This is a genomic window from Alishewanella sp. d11, from assembly GCF_049390205.1.
GTDB lineage: Bacteria > Pseudomonadota > Gammaproteobacteria > Enterobacterales > Alteromonadaceae > Alishewanella.
Map to the genome: position 1 here is coordinate 1,044,079 of NZ_CP186547.1, position 23,393 is coordinate 1,067,471.

Annotated in this window: 19 protein-coding genes, 1 tRNA gene and 2 pseudogenes; 10 read left to right on the forward strand and 12 right to left on the reverse strand. The window is 47.1% G+C overall.

Going from position 1 to position 23,393, the window contains the following annotated elements; all coding sequences use genetic code 11:
• Positions 1-10: 10 nt before the first annotated feature.
• Complete coding sequence (gene putA / locus ACO1PK_RS04815; RefSeq protein ID WP_423187539.1) at positions 11-3,787, forward strand: bifunctional proline dehydrogenase/L-glutamate gamma-semialdehyde dehydrogenase PutA; 3,777 nt, start codon at positions 11-13, stop codon at positions 3,785-3,787.
• 128 nt (positions 3,788-3,915) lie between these two features.
• Here putA and ACO1PK_RS04820 read toward each other — a convergent pair whose 3' ends face one another.
• Both ACO1PK_RS04820 and ACO1PK_RS04825 read right to left on the reverse strand, forming a co-directional pair.
• Complete coding sequence (locus tag ACO1PK_RS04820; RefSeq protein WP_423187540.1) at positions 3,916-4,635, reverse strand: general secretion pathway protein GspB; 720 nt, start codon at positions 4,633-4,635, stop codon at positions 3,916-3,918.
• A 6-nt stretch (positions 4,636-4,641) separates the two neighbouring features.
• The gene (locus ACO1PK_RS04825; protein WP_423187541.1) at positions 4,642-5,568 is read right to left on the reverse strand and encodes an ExeA family protein; all 927 of its coding nucleotides are present in this window, start codon (positions 5,566-5,568) and stop codon (positions 4,642-4,644) included.
• A gap of 76 nt (positions 5,569-5,644) precedes the next feature.
• On the opposite strand from ACO1PK_RS04825, the gene ACO1PK_RS04830 reads away from it, so the two are divergent.
• Positions 5,645-6,871 (forward strand): multifunctional CCA addition/repair protein, encoded by a 1,227-nt coding sequence (locus tag ACO1PK_RS04830; protein WP_423187542.1) that lies wholly within the window; start codon positions 5,645-5,647, stop codon positions 6,869-6,871.
• 62 nt (positions 6,872-6,933) lie between these two features.
• On the opposite strand, the gene ACO1PK_RS04835 is transcribed toward ACO1PK_RS04830, so the two are convergent.
• From ACO1PK_RS04835 to folB, 3 genes are read right to left on the reverse strand one after another with little or no spacing between them, the layout of a single operon-like run.
• Positions 6,934-7,740, reverse strand: coding sequence for an undecaprenyl-diphosphate phosphatase (locus tag ACO1PK_RS04835; RefSeq protein WP_423187543.1), 807 nt, complete (start codon positions 7,738-7,740; stop codon positions 6,934-6,936).
• Between the two features lie 2 nt (positions 7,741-7,742).
• Entirely contained in the window at positions 7,743-8,231 is a 489-nt protein-coding gene (folK, locus tag ACO1PK_RS04840; RefSeq protein ID WP_423187544.1) for a 2-amino-4-hydroxy-6-hydroxymethyldihydropteridine diphosphokinase, read from the reverse strand.
• Positions 8,231-8,596 carry a dihydroneopterin aldolase gene (gene folB / locus ACO1PK_RS04845; protein WP_423187545.1) on the reverse strand — a complete coding sequence of 122 codons (366 nt, stop codon included), beginning with the start codon at positions 8,594-8,596 and terminating at the stop codon, positions 8,231-8,233. Before folB ends, folK begins: the two co-directional genes overlap by 1 nt.
• Before the next feature lie 138 nt (positions 8,597-8,734).
• Between folB and plsY the strand changes: the two genes are divergently transcribed.
• Positions 8,735-9,340 (forward strand): glycerol-3-phosphate 1-O-acyltransferase PlsY, encoded by a 606-nt coding sequence (plsY, locus tag ACO1PK_RS04850; protein WP_423187546.1) that lies wholly within the window; start codon positions 8,735-8,737, stop codon positions 9,338-9,340.
• 54 nt (positions 9,341-9,394) lie between these two features.
• On the opposite strand, the gene tsaD is transcribed toward plsY, so the two are convergent.
• The gene (gene tsaD / locus ACO1PK_RS04855; protein ID WP_423187547.1) at positions 9,395-10,408 is read right to left on the reverse strand and encodes a tRNA (adenosine(37)-N6)-threonylcarbamoyltransferase complex transferase subunit TsaD; all 1,014 of its coding nucleotides are present in this window, start codon (positions 10,406-10,408) and stop codon (positions 9,395-9,397) included.
• 267 nt (positions 10,409-10,675) lie between these two features.
• Between tsaD and rpsU the strand changes: the two genes are divergently transcribed.
• The 6 genes from rpsU (at position 10,676) to ACO1PK_RS04885 (ending at position 18,578) form a co-directional block, all read left to right on the forward strand.
• Complete coding sequence (gene rpsU, locus ACO1PK_RS04860) at positions 10,676-10,891, forward strand: 30S ribosomal protein S21 (protein ID WP_189430033.1); 216 nt, start codon at positions 10,676-10,678, stop codon at positions 10,889-10,891.
• Positions 10,892-11,046: 155 nt separating this feature from the next.
• Positions 11,047-12,804 (forward strand): DNA primase, encoded by a 1,758-nt coding sequence (dnaG, locus tag ACO1PK_RS04865; RefSeq protein WP_423187548.1) that lies wholly within the window; start codon positions 11,047-11,049, stop codon positions 12,802-12,804.
• Between the two features lie 85 nt (positions 12,805-12,889).
• On the forward strand, positions 12,890-14,740 hold the full coding sequence (gene rpoD, locus ACO1PK_RS04870) for an RNA polymerase sigma factor RpoD (protein WP_423187549.1): 1,851 nt from the start codon (positions 12,890-12,892) through the stop codon (positions 14,738-14,740).
• Positions 14,741-14,949: 209 nt separating this feature from the next.
• A tRNA-Ile gene (locus tag ACO1PK_RS04875) sits at positions 14,950-15,026 on the forward strand.
• 306 nt (positions 15,027-15,332) lie between these two features.
• Entirely contained in the window at positions 15,333-16,265 is a 933-nt protein-coding gene (locus tag ACO1PK_RS04880; protein WP_423187550.1) for an exopolyphosphatase, read from the forward strand.
• A gap of 264 nt (positions 16,266-16,529) precedes the next feature.
• Entirely contained in the window at positions 16,530-18,578 is a 2,049-nt protein-coding gene (locus ACO1PK_RS04885; RefSeq protein WP_423187551.1) for a S9 family peptidase, read from the forward strand.
• An 83-nt stretch (positions 18,579-18,661) separates the two neighbouring features.
• On the opposite strand, the gene ACO1PK_RS04890 is transcribed toward ACO1PK_RS04885, so the two are convergent.
• The 6 genes and pseudogenes from ACO1PK_RS04890 to ACO1PK_RS04915 all read right to left on the reverse strand — a co-directional run bounded on the left by ACO1PK_RS04890 (position 18,662) and on the right by ACO1PK_RS04915 (position 22,765).
• Complete coding sequence (locus ACO1PK_RS04890) at positions 18,662-19,348, reverse strand: aldehyde dehydrogenase family protein (RefSeq protein ID WP_423188167.1); 687 nt, start codon at positions 19,346-19,348, stop codon at positions 18,662-18,664.
• A gap of 52 nt (positions 19,349-19,400) precedes the next feature.
• Positions 19,401-20,173, reverse strand: a pseudogene (istB, locus tag ACO1PK_RS04895) (IS21-like element helper ATPase IstB).
• Positions 20,170-21,204, reverse strand: a complete 1,035-nt coding sequence (istA, locus tag ACO1PK_RS04900) for an IS21 family transposase (RefSeq protein ID WP_423187552.1) — start codon at positions 21,202-21,204, stop codon at positions 20,170-20,172. Before istA ends, istB begins: the two are co-directional and overlap by 4 nt.
• 85 nt (positions 21,205-21,289) lie before the next feature.
• A pseudogene (locus ACO1PK_RS04905) lies at positions 21,290-22,060 on the reverse strand (aldehyde dehydrogenase family protein); the annotation flags it as partial.
• A gap of 81 nt (positions 22,061-22,141) precedes the next feature.
• Positions 22,142-22,393, reverse strand: coding sequence for a TIGR03643 family protein (locus ACO1PK_RS04910; protein ID WP_423187553.1), 252 nt, complete (start codon positions 22,391-22,393; stop codon positions 22,142-22,144).
• Between the two features lie 6 nt (positions 22,394-22,399).
• Entirely contained in the window at positions 22,400-22,765 is a 366-nt protein-coding gene (locus tag ACO1PK_RS04915) for a DUF2237 family protein (protein WP_423187554.1), read from the reverse strand.
• Between the two features lie 77 nt (positions 22,766-22,842).
• On the opposite strand from ACO1PK_RS04915, the gene ACO1PK_RS04920 reads away from it, so the two are divergent.
• Positions 22,843-23,367: a lipocalin family protein gene (locus tag ACO1PK_RS04920; protein WP_423187555.1), complete on the forward strand. Its 525-nt coding sequence runs from the start codon at positions 22,843-22,845 to the stop codon at positions 23,365-23,367.
• Positions 23,368-23,393 lie beyond the last annotated feature (26 nt).

Sequence of the window (23,393 nt, forward strand, 5' to 3'; positions counted from 1 at the left end):
ATACATTTTTATGCTGTTTAATGGTTCATTGGTCACTACCGACCCTATTCGTCAAACTATCCGCGATCACTACCGTGCCGATGAAGATCAGGTATTAGATTTTCTGCTACCTCTAGCTGAGGTCGATGCGAAAACTCGCAGCCGTGCATGGGAAAGAGCACGGCAATTGGTGTTATATATCCGTCAGGCGCAAGTTGGTAAAGGTGGTGTTGATGCACTCTTAAACGAGTTTTCGTTGTCCACAGAAGAAGGTTTGGTGTTGATGTGTCTTGCCGAGGCCTTATTGCGTGTGCCAGATACCACCACGGCCGACCGCTTAATTCGTGATAAATTGTCACAGGGCGATTGGAGCTCACACCTAGGCAATAGTAGCTCGGTATTTGTGAACATGTCGAGTTGGGGTCTCTTATTAACCGGCAAGCTAGTCAATTATTCTGATGATCAGAAGAAACAACAATTTGGTTTACTAAAACGCACTTGTGGCCGTTTAGGTGAGCCGGTGATCCGCCAAGCAGTAAGATATGCCATGCAAATCATGGGATCACAGTTTGTATTAGGCACCACCATAGATAAAGCCCTGACCCGTGCCACTGAAATGGAAGCAAAAGGCTTTAGTTACTCTTACGATATGCTGGGTGAAGGCGCTCGTACTATGGCAGATGCCGATCGCTATTTTGCGGCCTATATGGCAGCGATTCACGCTATTGGTAAAGCCGCTAATGGTCGCGGTCCGATAAAAAGTCCAGGTATTTCAGTGAAATTATCGGCTATTCATCCTCGCTATGAATTCACTCATTTAGATCGCGTGCACCAAGAGCTTGTCCCACGACTGAAAGAACTCGCTTTAGCCGCAAAATCTTACAATATTGGCTTTACCGTCGATGCTGAAGAAGCCGATCGGTTGGATATGTCCTTGGACGTTATCGGTACTGTGTTTAGCGATCCTGATTTAAACGGCTGGGAAGGCTTTGGTTTAGCCGTGCAGGCTTATCAGAAACGTGGCATCCATGTTATTGAATGGCTTCGCGATCTAACAGTGAAAGTCGGCCGAAAAATGATGGTGCGTTTGGTTAAAGGCGCCTATTGGGATACTGAAATTAAACTGTCTCAAGTAGAAGGCTTGGACGATTTCCCCGTATTTAGCCGTAAACCCTCTACCGATGTGTCTTACCAAGCCTGTGCTAAAAAATTGCTCAGTTACCGTGACAGCATTTACCCGCAATTTGCGACGCATAATGCCTATACAGTTGCCACTATTATTGAAATGGCCGGTGACTTAACAGGTTTTGAATTCCAGCGTTTGCACGGTATGGGTGATGCTTTATATGATCTGGTCGTTGCCAACGAAAAGATCCCTTGCCGTATTTATGCGCCAGTCGGAGAGCATTCGGATTTATTAGCCTATTTGGTGCGTCGTCTGCTAGAAAACGGTGCCAATAGCTCTTTTGTCAACAATATTATCGATGAAAGTATCCCTGTCGAATCGTTACTGGCCGATCCGGTGGAAGTGGTAAAAAGCTGGTCGAAAAAGCGTAATGCTTCAATCCCGCTGCCAGCCAACTTATATGGCAGTAGCAGGCTAAACTCTAAAGGCTTAGATTTAACCAATATCAATGATATTACACCTTTGAAAGCAAGCATGACGCACTTTGCTCAAGCGCTCACGCAACAAACTATACCGGACGGTGCTGCACCTGTTGTTAACCCAGCAGATTTAACCGAAGTCATTGGCTACTTAGAGCATGCCGATCAACACAAGATGCAGCAATTACTCAGTAATGCTGAGCAAGCTTTCCCCAGCTGGTCAGCTACACCAGTAAGTGAAAGAGCGGCTATCCTGCGCCGTCTTGGCGACGCCATGGAACAACATCGCGACGAGCTACTCACCTTGTGCGTAAAAGAGGCAGGAAAAGTGTTAGCCGATGCCGTTGCTGAAGTACGCGAAGCTATTGATTTCTGCCGCTATTACGCGGATCAAGCAGAGCAAAAGTTTGCAGGCCCGCATCAGGCTAGAGGCATCTTTTTGTGTATCAGCCCATGGAACTTCCCACTGGCGATTTTTATTGGTCAAGTGGCTGCCGCAATGGTGGCAGGTAATACCGTCGTGGCTAAACCAGCGGAACAAACCAGTTTGATCGCAATCCGCACCGTTGAGCTATTAGCCGACTGTGGCATGCCTGAGCATGTTGTACAGTTAGTTATTGCTCGTGGCAGTCAGGTCGGTGAGTATATCGTGCCTGATTTACGTATTCAGGGCGTCATGTTTACAGGCTCGACAGAAACAGGTTGCTGGATCGCCCGTAAACTTGCTGAACGTGGTGGCGAACCTGTGCCGCTTATCGCTGAAACCGGTGGCCAGAACTGTATGATCGTCGACTCGACCGCTCTGCCTGAGCAAGTGGTAGATGATGTGATTTCTTCTGGTTTCCAAAGTGCCGGCCAACGCTGTTCTGCTTTACGCGTACTTTTCCTGCAGGAAGATGTCGCTGATAAAATTATTACGATGCTTAAAGGCGCGATGGCCGAGCTACATGTTGGTGATCCAGCCTGGTTAAGCACCGATCTCGGCCCCGTTATTGATGCTAAAGCCCATGCTAGCTTAACAAAGCACGTGCAATATCTGAAAGACAAAGCCACACTGCACTATGCCTGCGCTATCCCGCAGCAAGGCGAGCATTTCTTCTTTGCTCCACACTTGTTTGAAATTAGAGACCTTACGGTACTTGAACGTGAGGTGTTTGGGCCAGTTGTGCACATTATCCGCTTTAAAGCAGAAGAAATTGAAAATGTGATTGCCCAAATTAATGCCACTGGCTATGGCCTAACGATGGGTGTACACAGTCGCATCGAGCAGTTTACTCACAAAGTAACACGCGAAATTAAAGCCGGTAATATCTACGTAAACCGCAATATGATTGGCGCTGTAGTGGGTGTACAACCTTTTGGTGGTCGTGGTTTATCAGGGACAGGGCCAAAAGCCGGTGGACCTTTATACCTTGAGCGTTTGGTGAAGGATAATCTGAGTGTCTCTTGCCCGCCGTTAGATGAAAGCAAAAAAGCAAAACTATTGGCTGAAACAACCAGCAGCGCGGTAGCGAATGTGCTGCCTGCAGCTTTGCTTGCTCAACAAAAATGGGCTAATACCCCGATTAATCAGCGAACATCAGTGTTAAGACAGTTCTTAGCCTCGTTAGCCGCCAATAAAGTGGTGAGTAAACAAGAGCCTGACTTAGAGCATGTGTTGATCACGGCCAGAGCAAAGTTACAACGTGTAGAAGCAGAGTTACAACGCCCAGTTACCTTGCCTGGACCAACAGGTGAATTAAATACCTTGACGTTGGAACCTCGCGGAACCTTAGCGTTATTACGCGATGACACCAGCAGCTTTAGCCACTGGCTGTTAAGTATCATTACAGCGCTTGCAGCTGGTAATGCCATTGTAACCGCGGTAGAAGAAGCGGATTTAGCCGAGGCTGAAGCTTGCATCAAAGCGCTCGTTGCGTCCGGCATGCCACCGCAGTTACTTGCGGTAATCCGCTTAGATTGCTTAACCACGTTATTAGCGCACCATGATTTATCTGGCGCAATAATAGAAGTCAGTAGCGCGTTAAAACCTTTAGCTGGCGAACTGGTGGCGGCACGTGAAGGCGCTATCCTGCCGTTAATCACCGCTCCTGCGGATGAACGGATGTTACATCGTTTAGTGACAGAAAAAACCATTACGATCAATACGACCGCGGCAGGGGGCAATGCCTCGCTAATGACCATGGCGGATAATATTGGGTAAAGGCGATAACCCGTTAGCTTGCAGTTTTAGCTGCGCTAAACGCTGACAGTCGACCAGTAAAAAGCCCACAGCAATGTGGGCTTTTGTTTAGATGCATACAAAAGATAAATCAAATTAAGATCACAGCCCTACCACTCACTTAAAGCGCGCATACTAAATAACTGCTGACCATATTCAAGTAAGACATATTGTGGCGTAATTTCTCTTAACCTTACATCAGCCGTGATCCATTGTCCTTCTTGTAGCGATTTACCATTCACCTTGACCCAGCGCTGAGCAGGTTGCGTGGCAAAGACATGCGCTTCAAATTTCAGTCTGGGCAACTGACGCTGTAAGGTAGCATCCAGACTGCCAATATCCAGCGCTGGAGCACTATGAGTTGTTAAGGTACTTCTGGGAACAGTGGTACTTTCAGCACTTTGCGCCAAGGCACTGGCAAAGCGCTCTCGTAGCTCTGCGGGGATTTCAGCTTCGGGCTCGGCTCGGGCGGTATTGGTTGTTACCGTCACGACCGTAGGCGTAGCAGGTAACACTTCCACCACAGGCTCAGCAGGAACGGGGGATTCTGTCGTCGTGACAGCGTCGGGACTGTTAGTAGTCGCTAATAAGCTGGCAATTTCAACCGGCAGGGCTGCTGGCGGCGGTTCCGTCTCTACTGCTACAGTGGCGACTGGTGCAGTACTCTGGTGAGGTAAAAATAAATACCCCGCTAAAAAGCCCGCACCAATAGCTAAGATTAATGCCAACACTAAAGCCAGATTGCGCCAAAACGAGGAAACGGCTGGCGGCGGCAGGCTGGGCTGTTGCTGTTGCTGTTGCTGTTTTAACGCATCCATCAAAATGGACATAATTGATTAGTCTCCGCGAAGTAAAGGCATAACTTGTAACGCCAATAATAGGCCTAACAGTATACCGAACAGTGCCAGTACCGGCCATAACCAGATTGGCAAAGACTTTTGCGTCGGCTTTGACGTGGCAGGCAAAATTTCTGCTGCCGCTCTTTGGACCTCGGAGGCGGCAACAAGTGGCTGCTGTAATCCATAAGCGGCTAACAGCGCACGATCAGCCAGCAAATTAACTAAGCGAGGAATACCACCACTTAGCTCAAACAGCTTTTTAACCGCTTTATCACTAAACACTGGACGTTGACACCCAGCTACCTGTAACCGAAAGCGCACATAGTGCTGCACTTCAGCATAATTAAGTGGCAGCAAATGATACCGCGCAGTAATACGCTGCGCGAGCTGACGTAAATCGTTACGTTGCAATAATTGCTGCAACTCTGGCTGACCAATTAAGATCACCTGTAATAATTTTTTGGTATTGGTTTCAAGATTGGTTAACAAACGCAGTTGCTCTAACACGGCAGGCTGTAAATGTTGTGCTTCATCAATAATCAGAATGGTTTTCTTAGCCGCTTGATGATTTTTTTGTAAGCGTTGGGTAATTTTATCGCTCAGTAATTTTAAACTTGCATCGGTTTTTTTATAGCGGATTTTTAACTCATCACAAATGGCAGCCAGTAATTCTAACTCGGATAGCGTAGGATTAAGAATAAAAGCCACTTCTGTCTGCTCATCCAATTCTTGTAATAAGGTGCGCGATACGGTGGTTTTGCCAGTACCCACTTCCCCCGTGAGTAACACAAAGCCGCCTGCATCGCCTAAGCCATAACGTAAATGCGCTAAGGCTTCAGTATGCCGCGGGCTTAGATACATAAAGTCAGGGTTTGGCGCTATCGAAAATGGCGGGCTGGTTAAACCAAAAAATCCGGTGTACATCGCTATCCTTTGTCTTAGCACTGCAATTTATGGCAAGAAGGGTATAATGACAAAAAATACGCAATCAGGAAAGCATGTGCAGATATATCTTGTAGGCGGCGCTGTTCGCGATGAACTGTTGGGCTACCCGTTTCACGAAAAAGATTGGGTGGTGGTGGGTGCTAGCCCAACGCAGATGTTGGCGCAAGGCTATCAACAAGTGGGTAAAGACTTCCCAGTTTTTTTACATCCACAAACCAAAGAAGAGTATGCACTGGCCCGTACTGAGCGCAAAAGCGGTAGCGGTTATACCGGCTTTAGCGTCTATGCGGCTGCCGATGTCACCCTGGAACAAGATTTAGCCAGGCGCGATCTCACTATTAATGCTATCGCCAAAGCGGCGGATGGTACGCTGATTGATCCCTATGGCGGTCAGCAAGATCTTGCTCAAAAGCAGTTACGCCATGTGTCTGAGGCCTTTGTCGAAGATCCCCTGCGCGTACTGCGGGTGGCTCGCTTTTATGCCCGCTATGCCCATTTGGGGTTTCAAGTGGCGGCTGAAACCTTCGCGCTGATGCAGCAACTCAGTGTTAGCGGTGAACTCAACACGCTTAGCCCAGAGCGCGTTTGGGTCGAGACCGCCAAAGCACTTACTAGCCAAAGCCCCGCCGCTTACTTTGCGTTATTACACCAATGTGGTGCCTTAAGCGCGCTCATGCCAGAGCTCGCCAATTTATGGGGCGTGCCACAACCGGAAAAATGGCATCCCGAAATCGACACGGGGGTGCATACGTTACTGGTATTGGCGCAGGCGGCAAAGCTGTCGGATAAACTTGAGGTTCGCTTTGCCAGCTTAGTGCATGATTTGGGTAAAGGCGTAACGCCAAAAGCCCTGCTGCCCGCCCATCACGGCCATGAACATACAGGTTTACCCTTGATTAATCAGCTTTGTGATCGCTTACGGGTGCCGAATCATTGTCGCGAACTGGCCTTGCTGGTGTGTGAACATCATCAGTTAATCCATCGCGCACAAGAACTAAAAGCCAGTACCGTCTTGAAGTTTTTTAATGCGATCGATTTATGGCGTAAACCTGAAAGATTAGAGGCTATTTTGCTGTGCTGTACCGCAGATTTGCGTGGGCGTACTGGCTTTGAAACTGCAGCCTATCCGCAAGCCCGTTATTTAACAACACTGGCAGCAGCCGCGTTAACCGTGCAAGCTAAAACACTGATAGCCTCAGGCATAACTGGGCCGGCATTAAAAGACGCCCTGCAACATGCGCGACAACAGGCCATTACTTTGGCTAAAAAAGATGCAATTTAGATAAATATAGTTTGGTGCTGAGCAGTCGCCTGCAAGGGATAAACCCTTGCAGGTCTTTCAGGTTAGCTGCCTGAGAAACTCAAAAAGAGTATTAAGCCCACGCCTAATAACAGCCGATAAATCACGAAAGGTAACATACCCATCCGGCTGATAATCTTCAGAAAATAATGAATACAGATATAAGCACTGATAAAAGACAGTAAAACGCCAAGTAAAATACCGGCAATATCATACTGTGTTGGCTCGCTCAGCAGCTTTGTGGCTTGATAGCCACCACTTAGTACAATAATTGGGATAGACAGTAAGAAAGAAAAACGTGCTGCACTCAGTTTATCTAACCCTATTAACATCGCTGCTGTCATAGTAATACCCGAGCGAGAGGTCCCTGGAATTAAGGCGAAAGCCTGCGCGATACCAATGATTAATGCTTGTTGCCAGCCCATTTGTTCCATCTTGACCAATTGCTTAGCGGTAGCATCCGCCACCCACAGTAATAAGCCAAAAACAATGGTGGTTACGGCAATCACCCAAGGAGAACGTAAAAAGGTTTCGATCAGATCTGCGGCGAATAACCCTGCTAGTCCAGCTGGGATCGTCGCTAAAATCACCCACCATGCCAGTTTACTCTCTGTACTGTGCTGCCCTGCCAAGCTTTTACACCAGCCAAGCGTCAGAGCACTGATATCCTGTCGAAAGTAGATCATTACCGCAAGCAAGGTTCCGACGTGCACGGCGACATCAAACGCAATACCCTGATCTGCCCAACCAAAAATGGCCGAAGGCAAAATAAGGTGGGCAGAAGATGAAATAGGTAAAAACTCGGTAATACCCTGAATAATAGACAGGATAATCACTTCAATAGTACTCAAGATTACTCACTCCATGTAAAGTCGATAGGCCAAATTTTTTGGATTTTATCATAAGACTGCCACAATGCTGCGTAACTTTGCCCGGTAAGCGGATGAACCACGCTAGGGGCAATTTCAGCTAAGGGCCACAGCACAAAAGCATTTTCGGTGATCTCGCCCCGAGGCAACTGCACAGGCGTATCACACACTTGCTGATCATAACTGAGTAAATCTAAATCCAGCGTTCTTCCAGAAAATTTTTCTGCTCCGCGGATACGACCATATTGATCTTCAATCTGTTTAAGAAGTTGTACACACTCAGCAATAGACAGTGTGGTTTCGACACCCACCACCAGATTATAAAAAGGATCACCACAAAATCCGACCGCATCACTTTCATAAACCGATGACAGCGTAAGGGCACCAAAATGCTCGGCTAACATTTTAACACCGCCTCGCACATTATATTCACGATTAATATTAGAACCCACACTAATAAATACTGGCACCATCAACCAGACACTCCAGGCGCAAAACGGGTGATTTGTACGCCAACCGTTGCCGCCTGCGCCACAGCACCAGGCTTACACACCCGAATCTCCACCTGCGAGGTCGCAAATTCCTTTAACAGCATCTCGGCTACACGCTCAGCCACAGTTTCAATCAGTTCAATAGGTTGCACTGTAATCAAGCTAATCACCTTTTCACTAATCACGGCATAGTCCAGTGTTAAGCGGATATCATCGCTGCGCGCAGCTGCACGCAAATCCGTTGTCAGACTGATATCTAACAGCAAGCGCTGTTTGATAGTTTTTTCCCAGTCGTATACCCCAATAACGGTATCAACTTGTAACTGCTTGATAAAAACGATGTCCATGAAGTTAAATCCGCATTGCGTTATTTTTCGTTTCAGGTAGGCTGAGCGGGTTGGCAAAACGTAATATAAACATTATTTTGCTGCTCGAATGATTCTGCTGCAATAGTAGCGCAAAAATGGGTGTTGAGGAACCACGGAATGACCTTACTGATCCTGATAATGATGGTTATTGCCTACTTGCTTGGGTCAATTTCCTCTGCGGTTTTAGTTTGCCAGCTATTTCGTTTACCCGATCCGCGCTTTCATGGCTCAGGAAACCCAGGCACCACCAATGTGCTGCGTTTAGGCGGCAAGTTGCCGGCGATAATGGTGCTGCTATTTGATATTCTCAAAGGGACTATCCCAGTTTGGGGCTCTTATTTTTTAAAAATAGAACCACTTTGGCTGGGGGCTATCGCTATCTGCGCCTGTTTAGGCCATATTTATCCAATATTTTTTGGTTTTAAAGGCGGCAAAGCAGTAGCAACGGCTTTTGGCGCGATGATGCCGATAGGCTTAGATCTCGCAGGCTTACTCATAGGCACTTGGTTAGTGGTGGTATTACTCACTGGCTACTCTTCGTTAGGCGCATTGCTTACCGTTGCCCTAGCTCCGCTTTTCACTTGGTGGATTAAACCTCTTTATACCCTTCCCGTTTGTATGCTTAGCATCCTGATCATCGTGCGCCACCGGGAAAATATTCTTAGGCTCTATCGGCGTCAAGAAAGCAAAATTTGGGATAAGTCGAAACGGGTTAAGGAATAACCCGCTAAGTGAAAGAACAGAGGCCTTGCAGCCGCGCGAAGTACCTTAGTCGCTTTAAACTGCAGGTAACAAAGCTAACGGCCAGCGTGGTGTTACACCAATAGTCAGATCCTGTTGTTGCCCTGCTTTTAAACGCTGGTAGCCCGCAAAGGCAATCATAGCACCATTGTCGGTACAAAATTCTTTGCGCGGATAATACACTTTACCGCCCAAGGCGCTCATCATTTGCGCTAACTGCTCACGCAGCGACTCGTTAGCGCTTACGCCACCGGCAATCACTAAGCGCTTGTAGCCAGTCTGCTTTAACGCGCGCCGGCACTTAATTAACAAGGTATCGACCACTGCCTGTTGAAACGACGCGGCAATGTCAGCCTGTACCTGCGCCGAGTTACCTTCTTGCTGGATCACTAGCGAGGCCGCCGTTTTTAAACCACTAAAACTAAAATCTAAGCCGGGGCGGTCAGTCATTGGCCTTGGGAAAGCATATTTATCAGCATTCCCCTGAAGCGCCAGCTTGGCTAATAAAGGGCCACCAGGGTAATCAAGCCCCATTAATTTGGCGGTTTTATCAAAGGCTTCCCCTGCTGCATCGTCAATAGATTCGCCTAACAGGGTATATTGACCAATACCCTCAACGCCCACCAATTGGGTATGACCGCCAGAGACTAACAAGGCCAAAAATGGGAACGCAGGCGCATCTTCTTCTAACATCGGGGCTAATAAATGCCCTTCCATATGATGCACCGCTAACGCCGGCTTTTGCCAAGCAAAAGCCAGGCTGCGACCTATGGTAGCGCCAACTAACAAAGCACCGGCTAGTCCTGGCCCTGCGGTATAAGCGACACCATCAATCTCTTTTGCCGTTAGGCCTGCTTCAGCAAGGGCTTGCTTGATCAAAGGCAAGGTTTTACGCACATGATCGCGAGACGCCAACTCAGGAACTACACCACCATAATCGGCATGAATGGGGATTTGGCTATAGAGCACATGGCTTAACAAGCCCTTGTTACCATCATAAATGGCAATTCCGGTTTCATCACATGAGGTTTCGATACCTAAAACTCGCATTATTTAAGCCTCTGCTGCGCGTCTTATCGCAGTGTTATGTGGTTGCTCTGCAAATAATTGCTAAAAAAGCAGCACACAATACGATTTTTCGTTATCATAGCCGCCCTGAAAACGCGCATTGTAGCGGCTTGCACACCCCATAGCCAGAGGATCTGATTTAAGATCACTTAAGCGCTTTACTTTGGTGGTGCTTTTTGCGTAAAATACCGCACCATTTTTAATCGTATTGGTTAACGATAACCAGTTTTGGCCTGAGGTGAGAATTTAATGCCTGTAGTTAAAGTAAAAGAAAACGAACCCTTTGACGTAGCTTTACGTCGTTTCAAGCGCTCATGCGAAAAAGCCGGCGTATTAGCTGACGTTCGCGCTAAAGAGTTCTATGAAAAACCAACTTGGATTCGTAAGCGTAAGAAAGCAGCAGCGGTAAAACGCCATGCTAAAAAGCTTTCTCGCGAAAATGCACGTCGTATCCGTCTGTACTAATTCACAGACTTAAGATACCGGCATAGGGTTACTGCCTTAACAGCAAAAGCAAAACTACGTGTCTAGTTTGCTTACCCAAAAAGATGCTTTATCTGCACACCGTGTTCTCGTAACACGGTTTGTCTTTTTCTGAAGCCTAAATAAAAAGGACAAGTGTGGCAGGACAAATCCCCCGTCAATTTATCGATGATCTGCTTGCGCGAACGGACATCGTAGAGCTGATTGACAAACGTGTACCGCTGAAAAAAGCCGGTGCTCGAAACTATACTGCCTGTTGCCCATTCCATAACGAAAAAAGTCCTTCTTTTACCGTAAGCCCGGATAAACAGTTTTATCATTGTTTTGGCTGTGGCGCACATGGCAACGCCATCACCTTTATGATGGAGTTTGAGCAGTTAGAATTTGTAGAAGCGATTGAAGAGCTTGCAAAAGATTTACACTTAGAAGTCCCACGTGAAAAAGGCCCAACGAGTAACAGGCCTGCACCTCAAGCCGATGACTATCAGTTAATGCAGCAAGCGGCTGATTTTTATCAACGCCAATTGCAGCAACATGCTAAAGCCGCTGAAGTACAACAGTACTTAACCAAACGCGGGCTCAGTGCCCAAACGATTGCCGATTTTCAATTAGGTTATGCCCCAGAAAGCTGGGATGCTTTGCTAAAAGCGCTATCGAGCACCAATAGTAAATTGCTTCGCGATCAGTTATACGACTTAAAACTGATCAGCCGCAATGAGAATGGCCGTGAGTTTGATTTCTTTCGCGATCGCCTGATGTTTCCTATCCGCGATAAACGCGGCAGAGTCATCGCCTTTGGCGGCCGCGTGTTGGGTGATGGCCAACCAAAGTACCTTAACTCGCCGGAAACCCGTTTATTTCATAAGGGCCGCGAACTTTATGGTTTATATGAAGTGCGGCAACAGCCAGGACACTTAAGCCGTCTCTTGGTCGTTGAAGGCTATATGGACGTGGTGGCTTTAGCCGAACATGATATTAAATTTGCCGTAGCCTGCTTAGGTACCGCCACAACGTCAGATCATATGCATACGTTGTTTCGGTACGCACCACAGGTTATTTGTTGTTACGATGGCGACCGTGCTGGTCGTGATGCCGCATGGCGTGCTTTACAAAGTGCATTACCGCAATTAAAAGATGGGGTTGAGCTTAACTTTGTGTTTTTGCCAGACGGTGAAGATCCAGACTCTTTGGTGCAAAAAGAAGGGAAAGCCGCATTTTTACAGCGCTTAGATCACGCCAAACCACTCAGTCAGTATTTATTCGAGCATTTGCTGGCAGAATTTGATGCGAATACCGATGCTGGTAAATCCGCGTTGGCCAATAAAGGGGCTGACCTGATTAAATTAATCCCGGGCAATTTTTATAAAGAGTTGTTAACAGAAAAACTCGACAATTTATTAGGGCGCAAAACACAGCGCCTAAAAGTAAACCAGAGTAAAGCAACGAACAAAGTCGCCAGCTCAGCATTAAAAATCACCCCCATGCGCCGAGCGATTGCGCTGTTGATTCAATATCCTGCACTGGCGAAAATTATGCCTTATGCACCGGAATTAGCCGAAGCAAATATTCCAGGCATTGGCTTGTTACTGGCTGTACAACGCCATTTACTGGAAAAACCAGAGCAAACCACAGCGCAGTTGCTCGAATACTGGCGAGATTTACCAGAGCATGCCATCCTATTAAAGTTAGCAACTTGGGAACATCAAATTGAACCAGAACAGCTTAGCCAAGATTTCCTCGATACTTTCCATTCTATCGAGGATCTTTATTTGCAACAGCGCTTGGAAGCATTAGAACGTAAAGATAAGCTAAAACAACTTACACAAATTGAGCAACAAGAGTACGTTTTGTTGCTTAAAGCGTTAAAAAGCAAAAAACCGCGTCCAGTGAGTTAACTGCAGCTGGCTAGAAAAGCCGCGCTTTGCTATAATCACTAGTTCGCATTTTTAGATTAACAACTTTGGTGGAAGATAAGTCTCTATGGAGCAAAGTCCTCAGTCGCAGTTAAAACTCCTGATCCTTAAGGGTAAAGAGCAAGGGTATTTGACCTTTGCTGAAGTGAACGATCACCTTCCACAAGATATTATCGACTCAGATCAGATCGAAGATATTATTCGAATGATCAACGATATGGGTATACAGGTGTTCGAAACCGCACCTGATGCCGATGATCTGATTATGTCTGATGCTGCAGCCGATGAGGATGCCGCAGAAGAAGCCGCTCAGGCTTTAGTCAGTGTGGACAAAGAATTAGGCCGCACTACCGATCCCGTTCGGATGTATATGCGTGAAATGGGTACAGTTGAATTACTGACCCGTGAAGGCGAAATTGACATTGCCAAGCGTATTGAAGACGGCATCAATCAGGTGCAAACCTCGGTCGCAGAGTACCCAGAAGCCATTACTTATCTGTTGGAACAATGGGATAAGTACGAAGCAGAAGAAATGCGCTTGAGTGACATCGTTTCTGCTTTTATCGATCCAAACGAGATTGATGAAGCGCCGATCATGGGCAGCAATATAGGCTCTGACTTACCTGAAGAACATCAAGCAGATACCCCTGATACTGATGATGACAGTGACGAAGACAGCGATGCGGACAGTGATGATGGCGATACCGGCCCAGATCCAGAATTAGCCCGTATTAAGTTTACCGAGCTGCGCAACCAATATGAAACAACGCGTAACTCTATCGTACAAAATGGTCGTGAGCATGCCACTACCAAGGAAGAAATTGAAAAGTTAAGCGAAGTTTTCCGCTGTTTCCGCCTGGTTCCCAAGCAATTCGATCGCTTGGTCAAGAACATGCGCGAGATGATGGACCGGGTTCGTGTGCAAGAACGCCTCGTCATGAAGCATTGCGTCGAATACGCCAAAATGCCGAAGAAAAACTTTGTGAAAGCCTTTACTGGTTTTGAAACGTCGACTGCATGGTTATCTGCTGAAATTGCCGCCAACAAGCCGTATTCTGCAAAATTGCAAGAAATGCAGGAAGAGCTGGTTCGCAGTATCGAAAAACTGAAAAAAGTAGAAGAAGAAACTGGCCTGAGTATCTTTAAAATTAAAGATATCAACCGCCGGATGTCGATTGGTGAAGCCAAAGCCCGTCGCGCCAAAAAAGAAATGGTTGAAGCTAACTTACGTTTGGTTATCTCTATCGCCAAAAAGTACACCAACCGTGGCTTACAGTTCTTGGATTTAATTCAGGAAGGTAATATCGGCTTGATGAAAGCGGTAGATAAATTTGAATACCGTCGTGGTTATAAGTTTTCGACCTATGCAACTTGGTGGATCCGTCAGGCGATTACCCGCTCTATTGCAGATCAAGCGCGGACCATCCGTATTCCAGTGCATATGATTGAAACCATCAACAAGTTAAATCGTATTTCACGGCAAATGCTGCAAGAAATGGGGCGCGAACCCTCGCCAGAAGAATTATCAGAACGCATGCAAATGCCTGAAGATAAAATCCGTAAGGTGCTGAAAATTGCCAAAGAGCCCATCTCGATGGAAACCCCTATTGGTGATGACGAAGATTCGCATTTAGGCGATTTTATCGAAGACTCGGGCGGCGAATCGCCACTTGATTCGGCGACGATGGAAAGCTTGAAATTTGCTACCAACGAAGTGTTAGCTGGCCTAACCGCTCGTGAAGCAAAAGTGCTACGGATGCGTTTTGGTATCGATATGAATACCGACCATACGCTAGAAGAAGTAGGTAAGCAATTTGATGTAACGCGCGAGCGGATCCGGCAAATCGAAGCGAAAGCACTTCGTAAGCTACGCCATCCTTCACGCTCAGAAGTATTAAAAAGCTTCTTAGACGAGTAAGTCGCTTCTCTACGACACTAAAGGCGCCAACTTGGCGCCTTTTTGTTAATTCAGCATAAAATATAAGCAGTTGATAGCAGCGAATGTCAGTTGCCAGATGACAAAGCACAAAAAAATTCATATACTGCTGGCCGTTACTTATCTCTGCCGAGCTTAAAGCCGATAATCAGAGACGCGCAAACACTGCACTTAAAAAGTTAGTTCAAAATGGCCCCATAGCTCAGTTGGTTAGAGCGCTCGACTCATAATCGATCGGTCGCTGGTTCGAGTCCAGCTGGGGCCACCACCTACCTATAAAAAACCTTTAAATTCATATAGTTACAGAGATATTGGCAATGCTGTCGCGCCTTCTGTCGTGCCCTTGTATGCTAACTTAACTTTATTGTTATCAAACGCTGCTTTTTACTGCAACCTCTTAAATAACTGCCATGTGGCAACAGGAATAAGCTATTGTGTATGCAGTTCTGCATATTGCAGTTAACAACCTTACCCTACTAAGTTATGTTTAACGTAATATCCCAAAAACGTCATTTAAAAATTTTATTTAGCTGTTACACTCGATACAGAATAATAAACAAACAGTGGAACCGTTATGAGCAAGCAAAAGTTTAGACTTGTCACACGTAGCGACTTTGATGGGCTAGTGTGCGCCGTATTATTAAAAGACCTCGATTTAATTGACGATATTTTATTTGTTCATCCTAAAGATATGCAGGATGGCAAAATTGCTATTACCGATAACGATATCACCACCAACCTGCCTTATGTTGCCGGTTGTCATCTGGCATTTGATCATCACCTAAGTGAAACTGTTCGTAATAACGCCGACATTAAAAACCATATCATTGATGCTAATGCGCCTTCAGCCGCTCGCGTGGTTTATGACTATTATGGTGGTCAGGCAAAATTCCCCACTATCTCTAGCGATATGATGGATGCGGTTGATAAAGGCGACTCGGCGCAGTTTTCTAAAGATGAAATTTTAAACCCAACAGATTGGGTGCTCCTGAATTTTATTATGGATGCGCGTACTGGCCTTGGCCGTTTCCGTGATTTTAAAATTTCGAACTATCAGTTAATGATGAAATTAATTGATGCTTGTAAAGATCATTCCATCACGCAGATTTTAGCCATGGAAGATGTGGCAGAGCGTGTGGCGCTTTATCATGAGCATAACGAGCTGGCTAAAGCGCAAATTGCCCGCTGCAGCACCGTAATGGGCAATTTAGTGGTGTTAGATCTGACGGCTGAAGAAACCATTTATGCCACTAATCGTTTCGTCATCTACGCGATGTTCCCAGATTGCAATATTTCTATCCATAAAATGTGGGGCTTAAAGCAGCAAAATGTGGTGTTTGCGATCGGCAAATCGATTACCAATCGCAGTTCGAAGACCAATGTAGGCGAGCTGTGTTTAAAATATGGCGGCGGTGGTCACTTAAATGCCGGCACCTGCCAAATTGCTAAGGAGCAAGCGGATGAGGTGTTACAAGCACTTATTGCAACTATCCGCAGTGATGGCTAAGTGCGCTTGAGTTACTGGTAACGCACTTCCTTTCTTCAGCGCCTCCTGTTCAGGGGGCGTTTTTACTCTAGGTGATAGCCTATATAAGCTGGTATTCCTCGCTAAGTGCAGCCTTGCTGCTGGCTGCGTTAAAATAAGCGGCAGTATCGCCAGCTGCTGCTAGCTGCAAATATCCTAAAAATCATTCGCTTTGGCGGATCATCACTTGTGTTGTTGTCACAACAGGTTATGTTATGGCTATATTCATTAAATCGATGAGGCCTTATGAAGTTTCTTGCGAAAAGTGCGCTAGCTGCCATGCTTAGCGTTAGCCCCTTACTGCTTGCTGCGCCAGCCAGCACACCGTTACAAGCCGAAGATATTTTTAAACTGGCGTTTGCCAATGATGTGCAAATCTCCCCGGATGGCAACTATATCGTTTATGTTCGCAATCAAAACGATATTATGACCGACCGCACGCAGAGCAGCTTATGGCTGTTGGAGGTGGCCAGTGGTCAGCATTACCCATTATTTGCCGATAAATTTAGCTACAGTCAGCCGCGCTGGGCCAGCGATAATAATCGTATTGCTTTTATCTCTGACCGCGATGGTAGCTCGCAAATCCATGTGCATTGGTTAAAAGAACAAAAAACTGCTGCCATTAGTCAAACCCAATTACGCCCAGCCCAAATCAGTTGGTCGCCAGATGGTCAGCACATCGCCTTTACCGCCGAAGTCGCTGCGCCGATTACAGACTTTGCCAAAAGCGTTTACCAACCGAAAAAACCGGCGGGTGCTAACTGGTCTGCCAGCCCAATTATTGTTGAACGAACGTACTATCAGGCCGATGGCAGAGGTGTATTGCGCTCAGCTTATAATCAAGTATTTGTCGTGCCCGCAGCAGGCGGGGTTGAACAGCAATTGACCGACGGCCCTTACTCGCACCGCGGACCTTTAGTTTGGACAAATGATAATACGGCGTTGATATTTTCGGCTAACCGCAATGCTGATTGGGAATACCACAGCCGTCAGGCCGATCTGTATAAAGTGACGATTAATGGTCAGCAATTAACGCAACTGACCAGTCTGGATGGTGAAGAAAGTGCCCCGACCTTGTCACCCGATGGCAAAACACTGGCTTTTACCTATCAAAGCTCGGCTGCTGTCTCCTATAGCAATAGCAAGCTCAAGTTGTTGGAACTGAGTTCCAGCAAGATCACCCCTTTAGCCGCTGATTTAGATCGTAGCGTCGAGAGCCCTAGCTGGGTGAACAACAGCACTTTGGTATTTCAATATGCTGATCAGGGACTTACCAAAGTTGCGCAAATTAGCACGCGCGATCGCCGGCAAGATCTGGTTGCCGATTTAGGCGGTACCTCGCTTGGTCGCCCTTATCTTAGCGGTATGTATAGTGTGGCGCAAAATGGCACCTTGGCTTATACCCAAGGCAGCAGCCAACGCCCCGCCGAGGTTGCGGTGTTTGCGAATAAACGTAGCCGCACCCTGACAGAACTTAACAGTGGCTTGCTAGCCCAACGTACCCTAGGGGAAGTGCACGAACTGCGTTATACCTCTAAAGCCGGTAACGAAGAAATTCATGCCTGGTATATTACCCCGCCCAATTTTGACCCCGCTAAGAAATACCCACTGATTTTGGAGATCCATGGTGGCCCGCATTTAGCCTATGGCCCGCAGTTTGCGGCAGAATTGCAGCGCTATGCCGCTGAAGGCTATGTGGTGCTGTATAACAACTATCGCGGTAGCACCAGCTATGGCGAGCGTTTTGCCATGTTGCTGCACTATAACTATGCCTCGGAATATGATTTTCAGGATCATATGTCGGGCGTAGATGCGATGCTGGCCAAAGGCTTTATTGATCCGAACAATTTATTTATTGCCGGTGGCTCAGCCGGTGGTATCGGCAGCTTATATGCCGTAGGCTTAACCGATCGATTCAACGCTGCAGCGGCCACCAATCCGGTGGTTAACTGGACGTCAAAAGTGCTGGCTGCCGATAGTTATGTCGGGCAAATTCAAAATCAGTTTCCCGGTAATCCGTGGGAGCACCAAGCGCACTACTGGCAACGCTCACCGCTCTCTTTAGTGGGCAATGTTAGCACCCCGGTCTTGCTGTTTACTGGTGAAAAGGATCGCCGTACACCGATGGCCGAAACCGAGCAGTATTATCAGGCATTGAAACTACGGCAAATTGATACTGCGATGGTGCGAGTACCTGATGCCTACCATGGCGTAACTAACAGACCGTCTTGGATGATTGCGAAGATTGAGCATGCGTTAGCTTGGTTTAAGCGCTATCGCAAAGACGCGGAGTAGGCTCGCGAGTTAAAGCATCACAGCAAATAAGCCCAAAGCTAAAACGCCGGCAAACGCCGGCGTTTTCTTAAGCTAAATACCGTTTAAAGTCCTGCAATACATAAATATTTCAGATCAGTATAATCTTCTAATCCGTACTGTGAGCCCTCGCGGCCATAGCCTGATTGCTTAATGCCGCCAAAAGGCGCGGCCGCATTCGAAATAATGCCCTCATTAATCCCCAGCATGCCAAATTGCAACGCCTGCGCGACCCGAAAACACCTGGCCAGATCTCGGGTATAAAAGTAACCGGCTAAGCCATAGTCCGTGGCATTGGCTAACGAAATCGCTTCATCTTCAGTACTAAACGTCATAATGGGTAACACGGGACCAAAGATCTCTTGTTGTACCAAAGCCATTGCGGGCGTCACCGCCGTGAGTACCGTTGGCAAATAAAACAAGGCATGCTCAGCCAGGCGTTGCCCACCGAATTCGAGCTTAGCGCCCTTCGCCAGCGCGTCCGCAACCAGCTGCTCGACCTTGGTGAGCGCCTTTTCTGAAATCAAAGGCCCAAGTTGTGTGCCTAACGCAGTGCCAACTCCCACTTTTAAAGCTGCCACGGCAGGTAACAGTTTGGCTAAAAATGGCGCCAGCACGCTTTGCTCGACCAAAACACGATTAGCACAAACACAGGTTTGGCCGCTATTGCGAAATTTGGCGGCGAGTAAGCCCGTTACTGCCGCATCTAAATCGGCATCAGCAAAGACGATAAAGGGCGCATTACCGCCCAGCTGTCAACAACAATCCAATAGTGATCCACCCCAACAATTTAAAAGTGATCCACTACTCTTTAGTTTTATCCATTAATCCAGCTTGTTTCTTTTCTTTAATACGATAACTTTCTCCTTTAATTTGTAAGATATGCGAGTGGTGTAAAACCCGATCTAGCATTGCAGAAGTTAGCGCGGTATCGTTTGCAAAGACCTGTCCCCACTGACCGAATGGCAGGTTGCTGGTTAAGATAACCGAGCCTTTTTCATACCGTTTTGCAATCACATCAAACAATAACTTTGCTTCATGCGCACTAAAGGGGAGATAGCCTATTTCATCAATGATTAGAAGCCTTGGTGCGACAACTGAACGCTGCATCACTTGCTTATAGTTATCTTGGCGTTGTGCTGTGGCCAGTTGCAGAATTAAGTCTGATGCGCTGATAAAGCGGGTTTTTATCCCAGCCTGCACCGCTTTATAACCCAGTGCAACGGCAATATGCGTTTTACCCACACCTGATGGCCTAGCATCACCACATTTTCCTGTCGCTCAATAAATGACAACGACGCTAATTCTGCAACTTGCCTTTTAGGCACGCCAGTCGCGAAGGCGTAATCAAACTCCTCCAAGGTTTTTACTGCTGGGAACCCCGCCATACGGGTAAACATGTGCTGCTTTCGCTGATGGCGTGAACGCTTTTCACATTGAAGCGCCTGCTCAAGGAAGGTGAGATAATCCCATTCTTCTTTTGCTGCTTGCTGGGCTAAATCACAGGCATTCGCATCAATACCCGGTAACTGTAACGCAGTAGCTAATTCGCTAAGTCGTGATAATTGTAAGTTCATATGACCTCCATCAATTGGTCATACACACTTAAATCATGGTGCAGTGGTTGCTGGCTTAGCCTGCTTAACGAAGGGAGTGGACTGTTATCAGGCAAGGATGGCGCAACTGCTAACAGCCGAGGGGGCAATGTTTGCAGCACCTTACGTTCTTCTACTAACCGCTCTGCAGGCTTCTGTTTGGTGGTGTCATGAATGCGTTGATGTGCCACCGTATCCAGCCATAAGGCAACCTGTTCATTAGCGGTATTGATATCCAATATCTGGCCCAACGTCATTAACTTGGTATTCAGAGGGCGAAAGAAGTTATCACGTACATAACGCACCATACGTTCTACTTTGCCTTTCGTTTGTGGCCGGTAGGTATGACACAGTTTGGGGATAAAACCCATGCTCTTAGCAAACTGGTAAAAGGCCTGATTAAGCTTATGCGCACCTTCGCCATAAGCATCGCGCTCAACCACGACCGTTTTCATATTGTCGTACCATACCTCACGTGGGATACCCTGGAAGTAATCAAACGTGAGGCGGTGGCACTGTTCCAGCGTGTCGTAACGCATATTATCGGTGAAGACCACCATCATTGCCCGGCTATACCCTAATACCGCGATAAAGGCATGGATGGGGGCTTTGCCACCACGCATCTGCCCCCAATCGACCTGCATTTGCTTACCCACTTCCGTTTCAAACCGCACTACAGGCTCAGGGGTAGGCTTGCCACGGTATTGGAATAAGTACTGGCGTAACAACGATAAACTGCCGCTATAACCGAGTTCTTTGAGCTCACGAAACAGGACTTCACCCGACAGGTGTACTGGTTTCGCTTGTGCGATACGTGAGTGTAAAAAGGACTTGAAAGGGTCGAGTAATGAGCGGCCTTTTTCACGAGCAGAGTAAACAGGAGTATCCATTTTGGCTCGCAGGTAACGCTTAACGGTATTGCGTGAAATACCTAATTGTTTAGCGATTGCCCGCTGCGAAAGGCCTTGCTGATGCAAAATCTGAATTTTCATAAGTTCTTCTTTTGTGATCAAAGTGCCCCCGAAAGGCACTATAGTGAAAACAAGTGGATCAGATTTCAATTGTTGAAGTGGATCAGTTTTGCATTGTTGGTAACACCAGCTCCATGGAAACGCGCTTAACTCCGTCGGCACATTGTTTTAGCAGCTGCTTGCCCACCGCAGTAGAGCCGGTAAAACTAAATTTGTTCACCTTCGGATGCTGGGTTAATACCTCGCCAATACCTTGTGCATCGGTTCCGACCAATACATTAAAGACCCCAGCGGGAATGCCGGCCCGCTGCGCTAACTCAGCGCAGGCTAAAGCCGATAGCGGCGTTTGCGCTGCGGCCTTTACCACAAAGCTGCAGCCCGCAGCTAAAGCGGCGGCAGCTTTGCGCATTAACATAGCATTAGGGAAGTTCCATGGTGTAATCGCTGTCACCACGCCTACTGGCTGGCGCTGCACTAAGATTCGTTTATCCGCTGCAGGGGCGGGAATAATGCTGCCATACAGACGCTCTGCTTCTGCAGCAAACCATTGCAGATAAGAAGCACCATAACGGATCTCTGCACGGGCTTCCGCTAGCGGTTTGCCTTGCTCCAAAGTCAGAATTAAGGCTAAATCTGCCTCATGCTGGCTAAATAGCTGCTGCCAGCGTAATAGTCTCTCAGCGCGTTCGGCAGCGGTTAATTTCGCCCATAAGGGTTGTGCTGCTGCCGCAGCCTCTACGGCCTGTGCTGCCTGAACAACGGTGGCAGCAGAAACATCACAAAGCACCGTTTGATCAGCGGGGTTATGTACCGCAAAGGTGTCTGCTGCTGAGCTAGCCCAAGCGCCATTAAGGTAAGAAGCGGTTTTAAGCAGTGTTGGATCTTGCAGTGGCAACATGGGGCGTCCTCTGATTAGTCAGCCTATTTAAGCATGTTCCACTGCGTTGAGAAAGCTATAGCGGCTTGAGTTACCCTGCCTTTAACGCTTATATTGGGTTGGGCAATAGGCCCGATCAATGTCAGGATTACGCAATTTTAAATGCTTGGTTTTACGCCCACTGACTCTAGCCCGCCATAATCGAAAGCTACTGGCTTTCAGCTCAGCGCGCATTAGTTTAATGACGGCACTTTCATTTAAACCAAACAGCCGCTCAATAGCTTCAAACGGAGTACGATCTTCCCAAGCCATTTCAATAATGCGTGAGCGTTGTTCGTCGGTAAAATCTGTCATAAAGCCTTATTCCTCGGCAATAGCGTAAGCTTGAAGTAACGATAAAGGGGCAAAACTGAGTGCGCGTTCATGGCAGGCAGATAATTTGAGTAAAGGCGCTACGCCAGCTTGCTCGGCCTCTAACCAACGAACTGCGCATAAACACCAAAAATCGCCGGCTTTTAACCCAGGAAAATCCCATTCTGGTCTAGGGGTAATCAAATCATTACCGCGCTTTAGGGTGTAGTGTAAAAAATCCTCGGTAATCGCTGCGCATAACACATGACTGCCGGTATCCACGCTGGACGTGCGACAGTAACCATCCCGAAAATAACCGGTCTTAGGCGAGAAGCAACAGGCGGTTAAGGCTGCACCTAACACATTTTTTTCCATAATAGACGTCCTATCAAACTAATTGTTTGTTTTAACGTATACACTGGCCAAATCGATTGCTGAAGTAAGGAATTTTTATGCGTTTTTTTACTACTTGCCTGCTGTTATGCGCTGCGTTGCTGCTGCATGGCTGTACCAACATACCCGACAAAGTAACCCCCGTAACGCCCTTTGAACTGCCGCGTTATCTTGGCACTTGGCATGAAATCGCTCGGCTAGATCACTCCTTTGAACGTGGCTTAACGCAGGTAACAGCAGAATACAGTATACGAGAAGATGGCGGTGTAGCGGTGCTGAATAAAGGCTATGAAGCAGCAAAAGAACGCTGGAAAACCGCCGAGGGCAAGGCGTATTTTGTTGGCGATAGCAATACTGGCCGCTTAAAGGTGTCCTTTTTCGGGCCTTTTTATGGTGGCTATAATATTGCCAAATTAGATGACGATTACCAAATCGCCTTGGTGATTGGCCCTAACCTAAAATATGCTTGGCTGCTAGCCCGCAAGCCACAACTTACCCAAGCAGAGTGTGCGCCTTATTTAGCGGAAGCCGAACGTATTGGGATTGCGGTAGATAAATTGATTTGGCTAAGTGTGTGTGAATAATTCACCGCGCTAAGTAACAACCACAC

Coding starts and splice junctions, on each gene's coding strand:
- putA (WP_423187539.1), top strand. CDS start 11: ATGCTGTTTAATGGTTCATTGGTCACTACCGACCCTATTCGTCAAACT.
- ACO1PK_RS04820 (WP_423187540.1), bottom strand. CDS start 4,635: ATGTCCATTTTGATGGATGCGTTAAAACAGCAACAGCAACAGCAACAG.
- ACO1PK_RS04825 (WP_423187541.1), bottom strand. CDS start 5,568: ATGTACACCGGATTTTTTGGTTTAACCAGCCCGCCATTTTCGATAGCG.
- folK (WP_423187544.1), bottom strand. CDS start 8,231: ATGGTGCCAGTATTTATTAGTGTGGGTTCTAATATTAATCGTGAATAT.
- folB (WP_423187545.1), bottom strand. CDS start 8,596: ATGGACATCGTTTTTATCAAGCAGTTACAAGTTGATACCGTTATTGGG.
- plsY (WP_423187546.1), top strand. CDS start 8,735: ATGACCTTACTGATCCTGATAATGATGGTTATTGCCTACTTGCTTGGG.
- tsaD (WP_423187547.1), bottom strand. CDS start 10,408: ATGCGAGTTTTAGGTATCGAAACCTCATGTGATGAAACCGGAATTGCC.
- rpsU (WP_189430033.1), top strand. CDS start 10,676: ATGCCTGTAGTTAAAGTAAAAGAAAACGAACCCTTTGACGTAGCTTTA.
- rpoD (WP_423187549.1), top strand. CDS start 12,890: ATGGAGCAAAGTCCTCAGTCGCAGTTAAAACTCCTGATCCTTAAGGGT.
- ACO1PK_RS04880 (WP_423187550.1), top strand. CDS start 15,333: ATGAGCAAGCAAAAGTTTAGACTTGTCACACGTAGCGACTTTGATGGG.
- ACO1PK_RS04885 (WP_423187551.1), top strand. CDS start 16,530: ATGAAGTTTCTTGCGAAAAGTGCGCTAGCTGCCATGCTTAGCGTTAGC.
- ACO1PK_RS04910 (WP_423187553.1), bottom strand. CDS start 22,393: ATGACAGATTTTACCGACGAACAACGCTCACGCATTATTGAAATGGCT.
- ACO1PK_RS04915 (WP_423187554.1), bottom strand. CDS start 22,765: ATGGAAAAAAATGTGTTAGGTGCAGCCTTAACCGCCTGTTGCTTCTCG.
- ACO1PK_RS04920 (WP_423187555.1), top strand. CDS start 22,843: ATGCGTTTTTTTACTACTTGCCTGCTGTTATGCGCTGCGTTGCTGCTG.